The organism is Moritella dasanensis ArB 0140, from assembly GCF_000276805.1.
GTDB classification, from domain to species: Bacteria; Pseudomonadota; Gammaproteobacteria; order Enterobacterales; family Moritellaceae; genus Moritella; species Moritella dasanensis.
Map to the genome: position 1 here is coordinate 1 of NZ_AKXQ01000001.1, position 17,715 is coordinate 17,715.

Sequence of the window (17,715 nt, forward strand, 5' to 3'; positions counted from 1 at the left end):
AAGTTATAACTTATAACTTAAAATACATTTTAATTCCATCCTATTGATTTTCTGTCATAGCAAACTATATAAAAATGAGTAAGTTTTTAGGGTTGTAAATCAATGTGAATATTAATGTGCTTTTTATTTTCGACTGAAAAATTATTTTTACCATTTACTTTGTGACGCAATAAAACAACATTTCAACCATTTAGGTTTCAAGATTACCTGTCATGTTATAAGGCGCTGCTCAGCAATTAAAAAACGAAGTGATGGAACATTTTTAACTGATTACGTTCAATAGATGATGAAGGGAGTACTAAAATTGATCAATATAATGATAAGTAATGTTAAAAATTCAATAAATGATATTTATCATGCCATGAATAAAAAGCATTTATCTCTATATCTAGTCTAGTTTTATTTTAAGTTTAAGTTTAATCCGATGTTTTACTTAGAAAAGACGTTTTGTTAGTTAATTACTCAAGTATTCGAACAGCAACTAGACCTTAGCTCTTTTTTGAATTAGTTGAGGTCCGGTGGTAATCAGAAGGGATATGTAATTGAAAAAGAGAGGTTGTATGATTACAGATATAGTACTAACGAATGACGAAAAAGATGCACTATTAGAAGCGTATTCACCTTTAAATGAATTAGTCGAAAATAACACACTACTACTTTCGGGGATGTCTTACGATATTTTAGAATTGTTACGTTCATCTCGATTGATTACTATCGGTACATCACATCATAGTTATACATATGATGTGCGTAAAGATGATAACGTAGGGAGCGATTATTTTTTTAGAGTTACATCTAAACCATACATAAAAACATGCTATATGAGATGTTGTAATCATCCACGCTTCGCTCGCATACCAAGACGTGGCTTAGATCGACTGATTTACAGAAATATGTACAGATGTATAAGCTGTAACACAGATAAAAACTTAAAGCATTCATATTTTAAATTTTCAAATTGAACGACTTTAATTACAATGTTTTCTGGTATAACGGTTAAAATCGGGCATTCAAAAGAGACCACTAAACCTCACTTATTAGTTCAATACAGAGAGTTAAATTCTTGAATACTAATATCAAGTGGGGGGGGATTTAGTACAGTATCACATAAATAACTAGAAATATTAGCAACGAGAACTGATTGTTAACGATTGAATTTAAATTAAAAATAAGGTAACAAACGATATATGGAAGTATAAATTATGCATTCAAACTACCGGATGATATTTCTGATGACATGGCGGCAATCTTTGACCCGTTTGGTAATGCTGTTCACACCGCATTGACATTCGATGTTGTTGGTGAAGATGTATTAATCAACGGTGCTGGTCCTATCGGTATTATGGCGCTGCGGTATGTAAGCATGTTTGCCCTGCAAAGCTGGTATGAATGTGGTGTATTAATTTATCTCCATTTATTATTTAAAAACGAACAATATGTTGAATACTCCAGTGCCAAATTTATATGCGTTTAGTGCTTAAAACATTGATCGGCCGTAAACAGGGCATAGCAGAAATCAGGTCCGTTAATAACGATAATAAAATTAAAATATTAGACTCTATGTTCATCTGAAAAGTAAGGTACTAGCGAAATCGACCGCATTAATGGTGCTTATTTCCAGCCTCCCTGCGGTAATCAGATCATTTATTAACTTGATACACATCACATTTTTCTGCTATAAGTATACTTTTCTATACTATAAACCATCTGATTAATATGGTTAATACAAATGATTATCGGATTATCTCAGGTAATTTAGAATATAAATTAACTCATTTTCTACTCTGCTATTAAGGTAGTGCTTACTTAGGATAAACATAATCATGAGCTGGATAGACGTCTTTGTCACTTACCTTTTTTCGCTAAAATATCTTGTTTATGGACTCGCCATTATTCTATTAATAAGTGGCATTGATGACTTTTTTATCGATATTTGTCATTGGACTCGCCACTTTTATCGTAAATTTTTTGTTTATGACAAACATAAATTTCACGATTATGAAGGTTTGTATGACGCGCCGGAAAAACCGTTAGCCATTATGGTGCCGGCGTGGCAAGAGCACGGAGTTGTCGGCCCGATGGCTGAATTGGCCGCTAAAACATTAGATTATGAAAATTATCATATTTTTGTCGGTACTTATCCTAATGATCCGCAAACCCAAGAAGAAGTCGACCAAGTTTGTGCTCGCTTCCCTAATGTCCATAAAGTGGTCTGCGCGCGTCCGGGCCCAACCAGTAAAGCGGATTGTTTGAATAACATAGCAGCAGCTATATTCCTTTTTGAAGCGCAGGCTAAGTTTGAATTTGCTGGTTTCATTCTCCATGATTCTGAAGATGTCGTGAGTACCATGGAGTTGCGGCTTTATAACCACCTAGTGAACAGAAAAGATCTTATCCAGCTGCCAGTCTACCCATATACACGTAAATGGACCGACTTTACTAGTGGTCACTACATTGATGAATTTGCAGAACTGCACGGCAAAGACGTTCCTGTTCGAGAAGCTATCGCCGGACAGGTACCAAGTGCAGGTGTCGGCACCTGTTTTAGCCGCAGAGCCATCAGTATGCTGCTCCGAGAAGGTGATGGTATTGCGTTTGATATTCAAAGCTTAACCGAAGATTACGATATTGGTATCCGTATTAAAGAGCACGGAATGGAAGAGATCTTTGTGCGTTACCCGGTTGTGACTCCTGAGCACGAAAAAGCGCATTCGGTTTGGTCAGGTAAAAACTTACGAGAAAGCAGTGTGATATGTATACGTGAGTATTTTCCTGATACTTTCAATACTGCGGTCAGACAAAAATCTCGCTGGATTGTCGGCATCGTATTCCAAGGCATGAAAAATCATGCCTGGAGTAAATCATGGTCAATGAACTATTTCTTATGTCGAGATCGTAAAGGTGGTATTACCAACTTGGTCGGCTTTATTGCTGTGCTTGTATTCACTCAGTTAGGAATCATCTGGTTAGTGCAAAGCCTTAGTGATGATCCCTACCATTTCCTTTCTATTTATGGCGATGAACCATGGCTAAGTATTCTGCTGAAAATTAATGCATTTTTTCTTATCAATAGGATTTTTCAACGCTTTATTTTTGTTAAAGCTTATTACGGTTGGATGCAGGGATTCTTATCAATGCCACGTATGGTATGGGGTAATATTGTTAACTTTTTTGCTAATATTCGCGCATTACGTCAAGTCATTGAGATGGGAGATGCACGTCGTGTCGCTTGGGATAAAACCACTCATGACTTTCCCCATTTAGATGATGAACGTAGCGCACGTAAAGCAATCGGCCAAATCTTAATTGATTTGGGCGCAATAACAGAAATACAGTTAGATAAAGCCTTAAAAGACAAACCACAAGGCCAGCGCCTAGGACGTTACTTGTTAAATAACCAACTGGTGACATCTGAGAGTCTAGTCAAAGCCGTAGCAGAGCAAGCAGAAGTTGATTATCAAAATATTGAACCTCTAAATATATCGGGTGATCTTATTACGCTAATCAGCAAAGGTCTGGCGTGGCGTTACGGCATCGTGGCGATTAATTATAAATCGGAACAAGGGGTAATGCTGGCAAGTGAAGAATACTTATCCCCCGTTAGCCTAGCAGCCATTAGTCGCCAATTAAAGTGCCAAGTTAGCTATATCATTGCTTACCCGGGTCAGGTGCAAATAGCACTTAAAGCCTATTATAGCGGTGAAAGGTTTGCCGATCCTACAGCCGGAGTAGAGCGCTTTGAGCAACTGGACAAAAACATGCAGCAACAAGTCTGGCATCAATATGTTGAAGGTCAGTGGTCGCTGTTAGAGATATTATCCGAGTATTGTAATATTTCACCTCAGGTGATGAATCAAATATTAATTGGCTATGAAAAAAGTGCTCTTACGTTAAATGATTACTTACTGGATAAAGAAGTCATTAGTATAGAAGAACTGGATACGGCTATTGCCTTACAGGTAAAACGAGAACCCAATTTGGCACATCTGGTCACCGGAGCACTAAACGCATGAATTTGAAATGTTTGATTTTGTTATTATTAATTGTCTGTAGCCCTGCCCAGGCAAAAGACAGTTTTCCCGCAGGTGAAGGCTTATCTGACTACACACAATTTCGCTTATTTCCGCATGTAGATAAAGCGTATCGCCTGACAGATCAAAGCAGATATGCCGAAGCTGTACCTATTTGGAAAGATGCTCTAAACGTTTCTCCTTATAATAGCGTAGTTACAAAAGAGCTGGTCGCCGCTTACCTTGAACTAAAAGAGTTCCGTAACGCGGAGGGTTTAATCGAGCAATATCTGACAGTGAATAGTGAAGATGAAGAATTTCATTCACTACAGATAGAGGTGTTAATCGAAGCTATTGAGCATGGAAATAGTGAGGCGCTAGAGCAGGCAAAAGAAAAGCTTAAAGATGACCGAATTGATAAAAAACAACGATTGCATTTACTCTATGTGACGAGTAATTATATCTATCAACATGGCCAAAAAGATGACGCCTTAAATTTAATTAAGACGCATTTATTTCTGGAAAATACAGACTTTGTGGTCCATGAAGCCTATGCCAATATACTGTTAAAAGAGCAGCGATTAGAGGATGTTGAGCTGTTACTCAAAGATAACCAGTTCTCTCATTCAAATGCCGGCAAACAAACAAGACAAGCGCTGTTACAAGCTTATATTGGTAATGGTAATGGTAAAGAGACTCAGGCTTTACAGCAATTTTCTATTCTTAACGACCAGCACTTATTAACAAAGGGGGAAATTGATCAATGGACTGTGTTATTAATAAAACGAAATGAGATAATTAAAGCAGATCAGTTACTGGCACTGCAGACCGACAACTTTGATGCGCAATTAAAGCGGGCTTATATAAATCTAAAGGCCGGTAGAGATCAGCAAACAAAGGCCCCCCTCAATAACGCTATCAAGTTGATTAAAACGGCAGACCAGGAAAGACAGGTACTTACTTTAGCGGCAGAACTGGTTAGTAAGCAAAAGCAACTGTCACCTTATTATTATGAGCATAAAGTTAAATTCAGTGAGAATACCCAGCTGTGGCGCGCTAACGCCGTTAACATAGCAGAGCAACAAGACGATTATCTACAGGCAATAAAACTCCTGTCTGCTAAAAAAAATCGGACTAAACAAGATCGTCAAACAATAGCAGAATTGTATCAAAAGCAGGGTAATAGCAGCAAATCTAAACTTATATACCAGCAGCTTAACCAAGATTATCCAACGGACTGGAAAATACTCGCAAACTACAGTTACCTGTTGATTGAAAGCGGCCAGCAGAATGTTGCCTACGAGCATTTAATCAAAAGTTACCCTTTTAAAGGTGCGACTACCGTAGAAGCTGAAACATTAAAAAGTTATATGTTTGAACTGGCTTCAGGGCTTGATAATAATGAATTGGAAAGACAGTTACTGACACTTCCAAATACCAGCTTTAACAAAAGTGAGCGCCAACAGTTAGCCGTGCTTTGGCTTCAAGTTGGATATTGTGATAAAGCCCAGAACTTATACAGCAAACCCTATAGCCGTAAAAATATGTTGAATCTAGGACACTGCTTCAAACAAAGCGGTTCGGTTTATGCGTACGATTACTTTATCCAAGCAGACCAGCTTAGAAGCGGTTCAGATACGCAAATTGAACTGGCTTATATTGAAGCTGAATCAGGTCAGTCGCAGAAGGCTTTTAACCGCTGGTTGATGTTAACTACTGGCGCTTTAGACAATAAACATTATCTACAAGCCGCGCAAACAGCACTCTCAGTTGAGGACATCACTAAGGCCAAACTTTGGCTTAATCAGTATGAAAATAATAACGGTGAGAAAAAATTAGCGTACTGGAATTTAAAAGCGCAGCTAAGCAAAAAAACAGGGGATAACAACAGTGCTTTAATGAGTCTACAGCAGGCGCAAAATATAGAACCTACAGCACAGAGACTGATTCAGATAGCGGCTTTGCAGTCGCCGGAACAAGCGGCTATCTCTCGTAATCAAGCTGAGGTGTTACTACGTTCGGCGTTACGCGCAGATCCTGAAAACAGCCGTTTATCTCAAGAACTTGGTTATTTACTGCTGAGTCAGCAGAAACCACAGGAAGCCATTTTACATTTTGAAAACAGCCTTAAAGGTATGCCTGATAATTACCCTATGTATCAGCAGATATCTTATCTCTATCTGCAAAACAACGATAAGGCAATGGCGCGGGTCTGGTCAGATAAAGCCACTGACAATATGGACTATTACATCACCGAACCGGTTAACGGCGTCAGTGTAGAGCAGCTTAAATTTAATAAAAGACGGTATAACGAACAGTTAAACAGAGAGTACAATCTAAATTTTGATCTCTGGTATGGCAAAAATAGTGTGCCAGCTTACCTGCCCGTGGCCGCCGACAACAAAGAAGATAATTATGCTAACTACTGGCTGTTATCTCTAGAAAGTAACCCTGATAAATATCAAACAGCATTGGGCGACGTAGCTGTGTATGGACGTTTGTTTGGACAAAACTCATCGAATCAACGTGTTGGTAGTCCGGGTGGGGTTGATATGTTCGGGCTTGGTGCTCGATTAGCACCTTTTGAAAACCAAAGCTTTTATCTCTACCTTGAACCGCAATATCATTTGAATTTAGATCAGGCGGATCTTATGGTGAGGGCTACCGCGTCTTTCTTCTCAACTGGGAAATACTCCAGTGAGTGGCATAGTGACGGTAACGGCTGGACAGAGCAGGAGCTTTATGTTGATGCTGCTTATTGGAGTAAGGATGGCGATCATGCTGTCACATCTAAATACAGTATCGGTCATAACTTTAAATTATCGAGCTCTTTTGACCAGGCATGGACAATAAAACCTTATGCACTGCTACAGGCTTCTGGGAATGATTTAGGCGGGGTTTCTAGCGTTGGGGCAGGCCTTGAATTTAGTTTATGGAGTAACGGTAGTGAAACAATGGCCTACAGCAGAAAAAGTACGATCAAATTAGAGTTTACTGAAGCGTTCAAGACTTATCTGGATGATGATCATGGTATTGGCTTAACAGCGAGGCTTACATGGTAAAAGGTATTTTGATCAGTCTACTGCTGCTTTTTTCTATTAATGCGGCGGCAGTCGTAAAAGACAGCTGGGTATTTTACCAGCCGCAACTTCGCGATGTGTCGGTAACGACTGCGCAGTGGCAAGGATTGCTGTCTGAGCTTAAACAGTCTGGCGCTAAAGGTATTGTCTTGCAATGGACTGCATACGGAGAGCGTGGTGATTTAAGTGTTAAGCAAAATAAGCAGCTTGAGCAAGTGTTTATATTAGCAGAGCAGATGCACCTAAAGGTTATTATCGGTTTATATTCAGATCCGAATTTTTTCTCCAGCATTAAACAACCAGCTGCATCGTTAAAATATTATCTGCATAAACAAAAGGTATTATCTTTAAAACAGGTCCAACAATGGCTGAAATACGTTAACTCGACAGCATTTTCAGGTTGGTATCTAACAGAAGAGATTGATGACTATCATTGGCAGGACGCAGATAAAAAATCATTGTTAATTAAACACCTGACATCGATAAAAGATGAGATATTAACATTAACGCCAGAACAGCCTATTTATATTTCCGCCTATATAGGCGGTTATCAGTCTGCGAGCCAAGTCAGTGATTTGTTTTCTGCCATTTCACTGCAGGGGCAGCTTAATGTCATACTCCAAGACGGATTCGGAACACAGGCATTAACCGCGGAGCAAAAAAAATATTACTTTTCATCATTACTAAACTGTGACAATGCCACCGTTTCTGGGACCGTCTTCGAATATTTCAGGCAACAGAAGGAAGTAGATGTTTTTAAAGCACTACCGCCTTCAGCGGCAGAATGGCAGCAGCAGTTAAACTCAATGAGTGCTTATTGTAACGGCGAGAAAGTTATATTTTCATTACGTTATCTGCCTTATGCGCAAGGGATTCTAGATTCAAAATCTGATTAACGATTAATAGTACAATTAACAGTACGATTAACAGAACGAGCGACTTACAACACACTGAAAAATATATTCAGTGTGTTGTCTGCGTTACTGACTATTAGCTAATTGTTCAACGATTCGGCTGCAGGCTAAACCGTCACCGTAAGGATTATGTGATTTTGCCATTTTTTCATATAGCGGTTGATCACAGAGCAGTGCTAAGGTGGCATCAGTAATTTTGTCAATATCAGTACCGACCAGCTTAACTGTTCCCGCTTCTACTGCTTCTGGGCGTTCCGTTGTATCACGCATGACTAACACGGGTTTACCCAGCGACGGGGCTTCTTCCTGTACTCCACCGGAATCGGTAATAATTAAATAACAACGGTTCATTAAATACACAAAGGGTAGGTAATCTTGCGGCTCAATTAAAAAGACGTTGTCCAGCCCAGATAAAATTCGATTTACCGGTTCGCGTACATTGGGGTTCATATGCATCGGGTATAATATTTGTACATCTGGTCGCGTTTTAGCAATCCTTGCCAGCGCTTCACAAATGCGTTCAAAACCGCCGCCAAAACTTTCTCGCCTATGCCCTGTGACTAAAATTAACTTTTTTTGATTATCTAAAAATGAAAATTTATTGTTAAGTTCAGCCGTTATCGATAAATCACGCTGCAGTTTGTCTTTAACCCATAAAAGAGCATCAATAACAGTATTGCCTGTTACCGTGATCCGCGAATCAGGCACTTGTTCCTTAATTAAGTTATCTTTCGATCCTTTAGTCGGCGCAAAGTGATAATGAGCTAGTACTCCGGTTAATTTTCTATTGGCTTCTTCAGGCCAAGGGGAGTAAAGGTTCCCAGTTCGCAGTCCTGCTTCAACATGTGCTATTTTTATCTGTTTATAAAATGCGGCTAAAGAAGCTGAAAAAGTAGTCGTAGTATCACCATGTACTAGCACAATGTCTGGCTCAAAATCATCTAAGACTTCTTTTAAACCAGCGAGGATATTACCGGTAACATCAAACAAGTCCTGCCCAGGTTGCATTATGTTTAAGTCATAATCGGGTGTGATTTCAAATAAATTTAATACCTGATCTAGCATCTCCCGGTGCTGGGCTGTTACGCAAACTCTGCTTATTAAATTATGTTGTTCCGCTAACTTATGCACCAATGGCGCCATTTTAATGGCCTCAGGACGAGTACCAAATACAGTTAAAACTTTTTTCATATATCCCCCAGAAAATTGATCTTAAATTTATAGAATATGTGTTTAATTTTAATGTTCAGAAATTAAAACATATAATACAAGTCATTACACTATTACAATAAATTTAAACAGCGGGGAAACCGTAAGTGTTCAGATACTCGCTAAGACTTTGTGTTTTTATTGAATACAAATCGTAATGCATTGTTAATCATTTAAAGCTACTAAGCTGGATATTTTTTCTGGATAAATAGTGTTAATTGCATCTGCAACAGGACTTGGGCACTTTAGACTATCGAGTAGATCACAAATTTAAAAACGTGACCTGTGCCGTAGATCAAATTTAAGCAAACAAAATAGTCGAATAAGTAACTATTTTTGTAACATAGGTTTGCATTCATTAACAACTCAGCTTACACTTGTACGCTATTATTCAATGAAACTACTTCATCAGGCTTTAGAGATAGTATTATGAAAGATCATATTATGAAAAAACCACCGTTAATTTGGTTAAACGTATTCGTTTTTGCTTCAACCTTCCTTGTTGCTATAACTGCAGTACCTTGGTATGGCTTTACATACGGCTTTGAGACGTTCGAAGTTGTGGCTATGATTGTAGGTATATTTGTCTGTGGTTTATCTATTACAGGTGGCTACCATAGACTCTGGTCGCACCGTACTTACAAGGCCCATTGGTCAGTGCGTCTGATATTTGCATTAGGCGGAGCATTTGCATTACAAAATAGTGCGATTCATTGGAGCTCAGATCACCGTCGTCATCACAAACATGTCGATCATGATGACAAAGACCCGTACTCAGCAAGTCATGGCTTTTGGTTCTCACACATCGGTTGGATGTTACGTGAATATAATGCGATGATTTATACCGATTACACTAATGTGCGTGACTTACAAAAAGACGGTATCGCAGTATGGCAGCACAAATACTATAACGTACTGGCGCTGGTTATGAATGTCGGTGTGCCGATCTTAGTGGGCTTGCTATACGGTGACGTATGGGCGAGTTTATTATTGTTAGGTGTAGCGCGTTTAGTATTAAGCCATCACTTTACATTCTTCATCAATTCATGGGCACACATGTGGGGCACTCAGCCTTACACAGACCGTAATACCGCACGTGATAATGCGTTATTAGCTATCTTTACCCATGGTGAAGGCTACCATAACTATCACCATATTTTTGAAACCGATTACCGTAATGGTATTAAATGGTACCAATACGATCCGACTAAATGGCTCATTAATGTTTTAGCGTGGTGTAATCTAGCCAGTGATTTGCGTACCGTACCGGAAGCGCGTATCGAACAGGCTAAATTGAAGATGGAATTGAAACGCCGCCACGATAAAGTGCAGCATTTACCTAATGCTGACGAAGTTATTTTACGTCTTAACCAAGAATACGATGTGTTATGTGAGAAGCTTAACGCTTTTTATAAAGCAAAAGTCGTATTATTTGAATCGAAGAAAAAGTCACTGAATGAAAAATTGGATAAAATTCAATTTGAACAACAAATTCGTGATACTAAATTGCAGCTAAGCCAACTGAAAGAAGCGTTCTATGATCAACGTAAAGTATGGAATAACATGCAGCTTAGTTTTGCTCACTAGATTCGTATTTACTTGATGCGATTCACTAGATAGCACTTTACTCGATATAAGCTAGAAAGAGACTGTAATCTTAATACAGTCTCTTTAATGCCAAGGATGGCATAAGATAATCAGGGAGGATATTTTGATCACACATAAAGATATGCGTAAGTATTTACTCGCACATGATTTACCCACCAATAATTTCGGTAACGCCACTTTTTTCGCCTTTGTTGAATATGCCAGTCCATTACGTCGGTGTAATGTAGAGACTCTCGTCAGTTTTGTACTTGCCGGTTATTGTGAAGGCACTATTCGTCTTGATCCAAGTGATGACCTTACCCAAATAGATTATATGATGAACTTCACGTGTGCCTGGCATGAGTGTAAATTTGATTTTGTCACCAGCAGTTTTGTTATTCGCGGCAGTGATCCGGGTAAAATGGGTGGTGATTTTGTCGTAAGGATAAAGCAGGGTTAATTTACTTTTTACCTTTATATTCTATTTATTCTGGTTAAATCTAGGTGAACGACCAGAATATGGTTAATAAATGGATCATTAATTTGGTTTTACTGGTATTTCAGAATTAGACTGGTAAAATCAGCCCCCTTTATTTTCTCATGCTGGTTCAAATATGAAATTTCCCGGTCAACGCAAGTCTAAGCATTATTTCCCTGTCAATACAGGCAATCCATTTGTCAAAAAAGCAAACGTTGCAAATGTAGCTCAACCTGTATTATGCGGTATTGATCAGACACTCGTTGATATTGAAGCACATGTCGAAGATGCTTTTTTAACTCGTTTTGGCTTAAAAAAGGGTGAGTCACTGATGATCAGTGATGATATAGCCGAACAAATTTATACCGAGTTAAAACAGAATGATCTTATCGTCAGCGAATTCGCTGGTGGTACAGTTGCCAATACTTTGCATAACTACGCGATCTTGTCTGAATCTCAGTCACTGCTATTTGGTACTATGTGTGACCAAATTAAAATTGGCAGTTATGCGTACCAATATTTATGTAATACCAGCAGTAAAGTAAACCTTAATTACTTACAACCGGTGAACGGTCCAATTGGTCGTTGTTTTACGTTTATCTCAGCTGATGGCAATCGTAGTTTTGGTATTAATGCTGGTTTAATGAATAAATTAACCAAAGACCATTTACCTGTAGATCAATTACAAAAAAGCTCTGGTTTACTCATCTCTGCGTATTTATTACGTTGTGCAGATGATGATCCAATCAAAGAAGCGGCTATGCACATGGTTGAACAGGCTAAGCTTCTTAACATTCCTATTATTCTTACACTCGGTACGCGTTTCATTATTGAAGGTAATGAAAAGTGGTGGCAGAATTTTATTAATGAATATGTGACTGTTATTGCAATGAATGAAGATGAAGGTGAAGCATTAACAGGCTTTGCTGATCCACTACTTGCTGCCGATGCGGCGCTAGAATGGTGTGATCTTGTGCTTTGTACTGCAGGCGCTGAAGGTCTGTATATGGCTGGTTACACGGATGAGCAAAATAAACGTGAGACAAGCGGTCAATTATTACCGGGTGCCATTGCTGAATTTAACCGTTATGAATACAGCCGTCCAATGCGTTTAGCTGATGCGATTGAACCGTTGAAAATGTATTCACACATTGCGCCGTATTTAGGTGGCCCAATGGAAATTAAAAATACGAATGGTGCTGGTGATGGCGCATTATCAGCAATCTTGCATGATATGTTAGCTAACTCATATCATCGTGATATCGTGCCTAATTCCGATAAGCACACGGCCAATTGCCTGGCTTATTCATCACTTTCACAGTTATGTAAATATGCAAACCGTGTAAGTTATGAAGTATTAGCACAGCACTCACCACGTCTGTTAACAGGCTTGCCAGAGCGTGAAGATTCGTTGGATGAAGGTTACTGGTCTAGCTAATGAGTTGGTCTAGTGAATGATGCTAGCGTCATCCTCTACGACTAATTAATGTTCTGGTATAAAAACCAAAAATGGCGAGCAACTAAACAGATAATAAGTTTAGTTGCTCGCCATTTTTTTTACCGTCGATTTCGTCACTATTGTTCGTGTTCGCTCAGCAATAATTAGTGCTTAGTCACTATGGTATTAAAAAATGCGGCCAAATATTGCGTTAACGGTGAGGCTTGTCTCGGTTTATCTGAATCACGTGGCAGCGGATTGTAACCACTGACCATGAGTACAAAAGGCACCTTGTGATTTTTCTGGGTTTGTACAATGCCAACTAGGTTAGATAAACCTTTCAATGAGCCCGTTTTTGCGACAATTTTTCCTGTTAGCTGTTTACTCAATAAGCCCCGACGATATTGTAATGTACCATCTACACCCGCTATTGGCATGGTTGTTAATAACTGCAGTTTGTCATCATGTTTGATCGTATATTCAAGCACACTAAACATCGTTTCAGTAGATACTAAGTTATGACGCGATAAACCGGAACCATCGGCAATGACATTCGAGCTGAGAGAAATACCTGCTTCAGCCAGAATTTCACGCATGGCTTTAGCACCGTTACGGTAGTTACCTGCTTGCTGGAAGTATTCCGCCCCAATGGTTTTAAATATAATGTCAGCAATTAAGTTATCTGACTCTTTCATCATTTTAGCTATGATGTCACCCAGTGATACAGATTGATGATTAAGCACCATTGCTGATGTTACTGGCTGCAGGTTTTCAACAACGTCACCGCTAAATTTAATCTTGGCGTGGCTTAATTCCGCTTTCAATACCGCGGCAAAATAAGTCGCAGGTTCCGATATAGCAAAAGATAACGGTAAATTGCGCTTAGAAGGGGTTATACAGCCGAATAAGGTGTAATTGTTACCTGGATGACGTGTTACCTCTAAATCACAGAACTGCGCTTGTTGCTGCTCTTTCGTCATAATATCAACTTGACTGATTATGCTTAACGGTTCGTAATCGGGAATATAGATAGTGGCTTTTTTAAGGTCCGCTGAACGATTTAGATTACCTAGTACACAATTACCGTTGATGACTAAGGCTGACGCTTGCGTTGCATAGCAAACAGCTTGGTCGTTCCAGACTTGACCATTACCCCAATTGTAACCATTAAAGCGGCTTTGGTTAAGGCTGATATCACCGCTAATGCGAGTTACACCTTGGGCTTTAAGTTGCTTAAGCATGCGACGTAGATCATCTCGGGTAAAGGTCGGATCCCCAGTGAAATTGAATTCCGTGTGACTAATGCTGTGTTTGTTGATATTGCCATGTAAACTGGTGTTAAAGGTATATTCATCGGTAAGATAAAGCTTCGCCGTCAATGCGGTAAGCAGTTTTTGTGTGGATGCCGGCGTTAATAGTAACTCGGTATTCTGTTGGCTAGAGATGTCATTGGTGACTTCGTTTGTGGCACCGAAAGGCTGACCTATCATATAAGCAACGTTGGTGCCTGAAGGTAAAAGTGCTTGTAAAGACGCTAGTTCATCGGCATGAACAGTCATGCTAATAAAGTAGAGAGTAAGGCTGTAAAGGTAAATTCGTAACATATTATTTTTAAATATTCAAAGCGATGTGGATGATTATTCTAGCGGACATTGTGGTCTAATAGAATGCGAATCATTAAATAACACTAAAATACTCAATATCAGGACGAGGGAGATGTGCTTGCTCTGTTCTGTTCTTATAAATAGTAATACGAATAACGATAGTAATATAAGGGTGAGGTTGTGACTAAAGCGGAAGCGAGTTTATGGATTGTTTATCTTATTGAAACGGAAGCGGGTTTATACTGCGGTATTACCACAGACATGGACAGGCGTTACAAACAGCATTGTAATGGCACCGGCGCTAAATTTTTTCGCCGTGCGAAGCCAATACGTATAGCCTATACAGAAATTCAACCTGATAGAAGCAGGGCAAGTAAACGTGAGTACGCGATTAAGCAGTTACCACGTAAACAAAAACTCGCCCTAATTAATTCAGCGAGTCTTTGTCTGTAGTTATTGTCTGTAGTTATTGTCAGTCGTTATTTTCTATGTCAATCGCAGTGATTCACTATTGACCTACAGCGGACTCATCGATGATTAGTCGTGAGTCTGCACCCCGTTACACTGCTTTGGCTAAAATCTCTGGTACACCCGCCGTTTGCAGTGCTGAAGGATTACCATCAAGCGCTGCCGAGAAATTGACCGGTTTAATTTTCGCGGCTTTTTCAGCATCAAAAACGGGGATTTGTGCCATCGCATGTTCCGTTAATGCCAGGATAGTCAGCGATGGATTCACGCCTAAGTTACCTGCGATAATAGAACCATCAAGAATACGCAGGTTCTTATAACCATACGCCTGGCCTGTATCATCGAGTACTGCTGTTGCTGGATCTTTGCCCATACGCGCGCCACCCATCATATGCGCCGTGATAGGGGTGCCTGCGATAACCTCTAAGGCGAGATTGCCAGCGTCACCGCCTGAGTACTTAATGTAATGTTCCGCGACTTTCTGCGCGATTGGGAAGTAGTTTCTAAGCTTCTCGTCACCTTTATGTTGGACTGGTATCCAAGTTGGAGTGAAAGGGGAGTGCCAAGATCGTTTACTCTCAATGTGGATATTATTTTGTGCCGTTTGCATGACTAACAAAATAATAGTGTCTTTGGCTTTACCAACGGGGTTCAGCATTTTTAGGGTTTTAATGGGTTGCTTTGCTATGTTCGCCAGCATAGTCACTGAGCGGGGGATACCGGATTGCTTTGATGTGAGTGGTACGGACATGCCACCGGTGAATGCTGCATCACTGCCTTTGGCATAACGGACAACTTCAACTTTGGTTTCATCATCAGGTGAGAAAATTGAGGTTATCGCAGTACCATTCCACACTTCTTCTTTTTGTTCTTGCTGAGTTAAACGATTATGGGAAACGGTTAACAGTGTTTCCGAATTGGTTAAGACATTCTGCCCAAGATTAGGACTTAGGTTCGGTAAGGTTTTTTCTACATCACGCATTCTCAGTAATAACGGCATCGTGCCAAATACACCACCTGAAACAACGACACCACGCGTCGTGAGCGTGTACTTTTTCTTATTAAACAGTCCCAGACCTTCGGTGATGTGAATGGTATAACCCGCGCTACCATCTTTTACGCCATTTTCATCGACAATCGGTTCAATCTTGGTGACATTGGATTCTGGACGGATCTCTGCGCCATTACGCTCTGCAAAGTAGAGGTAGTTTTTATCCAGACTATTTTTAGCATTATGGCGGCAACCTGACATACAGTTACCACAATAAGTACAACTATTACGCTTGGGACCATCGCCATTAAAATAAGGGTCACCACGGTCTTCACCTAAACGTTCTACATCGATATTTTGTGAAACTTTATCTTCACCTTTTGGATAGAGTAGGCCGCTGTATACTGTTTTAAATGTATCTTCACGTCCCATATCGGTGGCGACGTCTTTTAAGATCAGATCAGCAGGACCAAAGTAACGATTTTTTTGTACGCCAATCATGCGTTGTGCTAATGCGTAATAAGGAGATAGACGTGTATGCCAGTCGTCATGCATGCCTGTCCATGACGGGTCGGCAAATATATTCGCTTCTGGAATCAGATGGGTATTACCGTAAACAAGTGAACCACCACCTACCGCACTGCCGTGGACGAGGCTGATCTTACGTGTCACCGTAAAGGTAAATGGCCCTGTTAAACCGAGTTGTGGTAACCACATGAAACGTTTTAAATTCCAACTGGTGCGTGAGAATTCCTTCGTTGTAATACGTTTACCGCGTTCTAATACTAATACGCGAAATCCTTTTTCTGTTAAACGCAATGCGCTGGCTGAACCACCAAAACCAGATCCGATAATAATCTGGTCAAAATCAAAGTTAGTACTCGACATGTATTACCCCTACTGCTAATCCGTTAATTTCACATCAAGACTGTGCTTCAAGCACTATATTTATTTTAGAGTCTCTGTGATGTGTCTATTAGACATAATTAATGCTGACGACTTAATTATGTTATCAAAATGTTGCCGCGATTGTATGTACCATACTCTAGGTATCTCGCGGAATATTTTTTAATTATTTGTTAATAATGTATTAACCTTAAGTTAAATAATACTCGTAAAATTACTAGGCTGTTACGTTTAGCGAGGCTTTCATCAATTAAACGGTGTTAGTGTTAACTTATTAGAATGCTTACGTGAAATAGATCGCAAAAATAAAATATTGTCATGTATGACTAATGAGGTAGAAAATGCGAATACATAAAGAGATAGCAATGAATCATAAAGGGCAGGATTTCTTTGTCGGTGACATTCATGGTGAATACGATTTATTATTGGCTACCTTAGCGCAGTGTCAGTTTAATTTTGAGTGTGATCGATTGTTTTCTGTGGGAGATATTGTTGACCGCGGACCGGACTCTATGAAGTGCGTTGAATTATTACAAAAACCTTGGTTTTACGCTGTCCGTGGCAATCATGAAGAGATGTTATTAGCCGACGAAGCCAGTGACTTGGCTCGTATTCATCGCAATGCTGGTGGCGAATGGTTTTATCAGTGCAGTGTACAGGAGCAAGATCGTCTCAAAGTGTTGGTTGACGCGTATTGTCCCTTTGCTTTTACGATTGAATCTAAGTTTGGCAATATTGGTGTTTGTCACGCCAATGCACCAAGTCATTGGTCAGCATTACAAACGGCAACGCTGGATGATATTGAGTTATTACAAGATTGTGCTTGGTCGAAGAAACAATATCAGCAGGTGAAAAGAGGGGAGGTATTTCATATTGATGAGGTTAAATTTGTTATTCATGGGCATGTTAATTGTGCGCGGGTGACGACGAACGTAAATCAACTATGGATCGATACATTAATGCGGACAAGACGATTAACTGTCTTGTCCGCACAGCAAGCATATATGGTGATTGCCTAACGCCTAACCTG

11 protein-coding genes and 1 pseudogene are annotated in these 17,715 nt (G+C 39.7%); 9 read left to right on the forward strand and 3 right to left on the reverse strand.

The genetic code is table 11. The features are described 5' to 3' along the window. Positions 1-1,204: 1,204 nt before the first annotated feature. The 4 genes and pseudogenes from tdh to A923_RS0100020 form a co-directional block, all read left to right on the forward strand. Positions 1,205-1,368, forward strand: a pseudogene (gene tdh, locus A923_RS22895) (L-threonine 3-dehydrogenase); the annotation flags it as partial. A 455-nt stretch (positions 1,369-1,823) separates the two neighbouring features. Further along, on the forward strand, positions 1,824-4,013 hold the full coding sequence (locus tag A923_RS0100010) for a glycosyl transferase family protein (RefSeq protein ID WP_017219573.1): 2,190 nt from the start codon (positions 1,824-1,826) through the stop codon (positions 4,011-4,013). After that, positions 4,010-7,072, forward strand: coding sequence for an NfrA family protein (locus A923_RS0100015; RefSeq protein ID WP_017219574.1), 3,063 nt, complete (start codon positions 4,010-4,012; stop codon positions 7,070-7,072). Before A923_RS0100010 ends, A923_RS0100015 begins: the two co-directional genes overlap by 4 nt. After that, complete coding sequence (locus A923_RS0100020) at positions 7,066-7,986, forward strand: DUF4434 domain-containing protein (RefSeq protein WP_017219575.1); 921 nt, start codon at positions 7,066-7,068, stop codon at positions 7,984-7,986. The genes A923_RS0100015 and A923_RS0100020 overlap by 7 nt, the downstream gene beginning before the upstream one ends. Positions 7,987-8,070: 84 nt before the next feature. On the opposite strand, the gene wecB is transcribed toward A923_RS0100020, so the two are convergent. Further along, the gene (gene wecB, locus A923_RS0100025; protein ID WP_017219576.1) at positions 8,071-9,195 is read right to left on the reverse strand and encodes a non-hydrolyzing UDP-N-acetylglucosamine 2-epimerase; all 1,125 of its coding nucleotides are present in this window, start codon (positions 9,193-9,195) and stop codon (positions 8,071-8,073) included. Positions 9,196-9,642: 447 nt separating this feature from the next. Here wecB and A923_RS0100030 point away from each other — a divergent pair, with 447 nt between their 5' ends. The 3 genes from A923_RS0100030 to A923_RS0100040 all read left to right on the forward strand — a co-directional run bounded on the left by A923_RS0100030 (position 9,643) and on the right by A923_RS0100040 (position 12,716). Then, the gene (locus A923_RS0100030; protein WP_017219577.1) at positions 9,643-10,800 is read left to right on the forward strand and encodes an acyl-CoA desaturase; all 1,158 of its coding nucleotides are present in this window, start codon (positions 9,643-9,645) and stop codon (positions 10,798-10,800) included. Positions 10,801-10,924: 124 nt separating this feature from the next. Then, the gene (locus A923_RS0100035) at positions 10,925-11,260 is read left to right on the forward strand and encodes a hypothetical protein (protein WP_017219578.1); all 336 of its coding nucleotides are present in this window, start codon (positions 10,925-10,927) and stop codon (positions 11,258-11,260) included. Positions 11,261-11,414: 154 nt separating this feature from the next. Beyond that, entirely contained in the window at positions 11,415-12,716 is a 1,302-nt protein-coding gene (locus A923_RS0100040) for an inosine/guanosine kinase (protein ID WP_017219579.1), read from the forward strand. A 164-nt stretch (positions 12,717-12,880) separates the two neighbouring features. Here A923_RS0100040 and dacB read toward each other — a convergent pair whose 3' ends face one another. Further along, positions 12,881-14,320, reverse strand: coding sequence for a D-alanyl-D-alanine carboxypeptidase/D-alanyl-D-alanine endopeptidase (gene dacB, locus A923_RS0100045; RefSeq protein WP_237716144.1), 1,440 nt, complete (start codon positions 14,318-14,320; stop codon positions 12,881-12,883). A gap of 180 nt (positions 14,321-14,500) precedes the next feature. On the opposite strand from dacB, the gene A923_RS0100050 reads away from it, so the two are divergent. Continuing rightward, positions 14,501-14,773, forward strand: a complete 273-nt coding sequence (locus tag A923_RS0100050) for a GIY-YIG nuclease family protein (RefSeq protein ID WP_017219581.1) — start codon at positions 14,501-14,503, stop codon at positions 14,771-14,773. A 106-nt stretch (positions 14,774-14,879) separates the two neighbouring features. On the opposite strand, the gene A923_RS0100055 is transcribed toward A923_RS0100050, so the two are convergent. Then, complete coding sequence (locus A923_RS0100055; protein WP_017219582.1) at positions 14,880-16,667, reverse strand: GMC oxidoreductase; 1,788 nt, start codon at positions 16,665-16,667, stop codon at positions 14,880-14,882. A gap of 359 nt (positions 16,668-17,026) precedes the next feature. Between A923_RS0100055 and A923_RS0100060 the strand changes: the two genes are divergently transcribed. After that, positions 17,027-17,704 carry a metallophosphoesterase gene (locus tag A923_RS0100060; RefSeq protein WP_026005986.1) on the forward strand — a complete coding sequence of 226 codons (678 nt, stop codon included), beginning with the start codon at positions 17,027-17,029 and terminating at the stop codon, positions 17,702-17,704. Positions 17,705-17,715 lie beyond the last annotated feature (11 nt).

What these genes read in the sequence shown, in the direction of transcription:
- dacB (WP_237716144.1), bottom strand. Translation starts at nt 14,320, where the DNA reads ATGTTACGAATTTACCTTTACAGCCTTACTCTCTACTTTATTAGCATG.
- A923_RS0100015 (WP_017219574.1), top strand. Translation starts at nt 4,010, where the DNA reads ATGAATTTGAAATGTTTGATTTTGTTATTATTAATTGTCTGTAGCCCT.
- A923_RS0100040 (WP_017219579.1), top strand. Translation starts at nt 11,415, where the DNA reads ATGAAATTTCCCGGTCAACGCAAGTCTAAGCATTATTTCCCTGTCAAT.
- wecB (WP_017219576.1), bottom strand. Translation starts at nt 9,195, where the DNA reads ATGAAAAAAGTTTTAACTGTATTTGGTACTCGTCCTGAGGCCATTAAA.
- A923_RS0100060 (WP_026005986.1), top strand. Translation starts at nt 17,027, where the DNA reads ATGCGAATACATAAAGAGATAGCAATGAATCATAAAGGGCAGGATTTC.
- A923_RS0100030 (WP_017219577.1), top strand. Translation starts at nt 9,643, where the DNA reads ATGAAAGATCATATTATGAAAAAACCACCGTTAATTTGGTTAAACGTA.
- A923_RS0100010 (WP_017219573.1), top strand. Translation starts at nt 1,824, where the DNA reads ATGAGCTGGATAGACGTCTTTGTCACTTACCTTTTTTCGCTAAAATAT.
- A923_RS0100055 (WP_017219582.1), bottom strand. Translation starts at nt 16,667, where the DNA reads ATGTCGAGTACTAACTTTGATTTTGACCAGATTATTATCGGATCTGGT.
- A923_RS0100020 (WP_017219575.1), top strand. Translation starts at nt 7,066, where the DNA reads ATGGTAAAAGGTATTTTGATCAGTCTACTGCTGCTTTTTTCTATTAAT.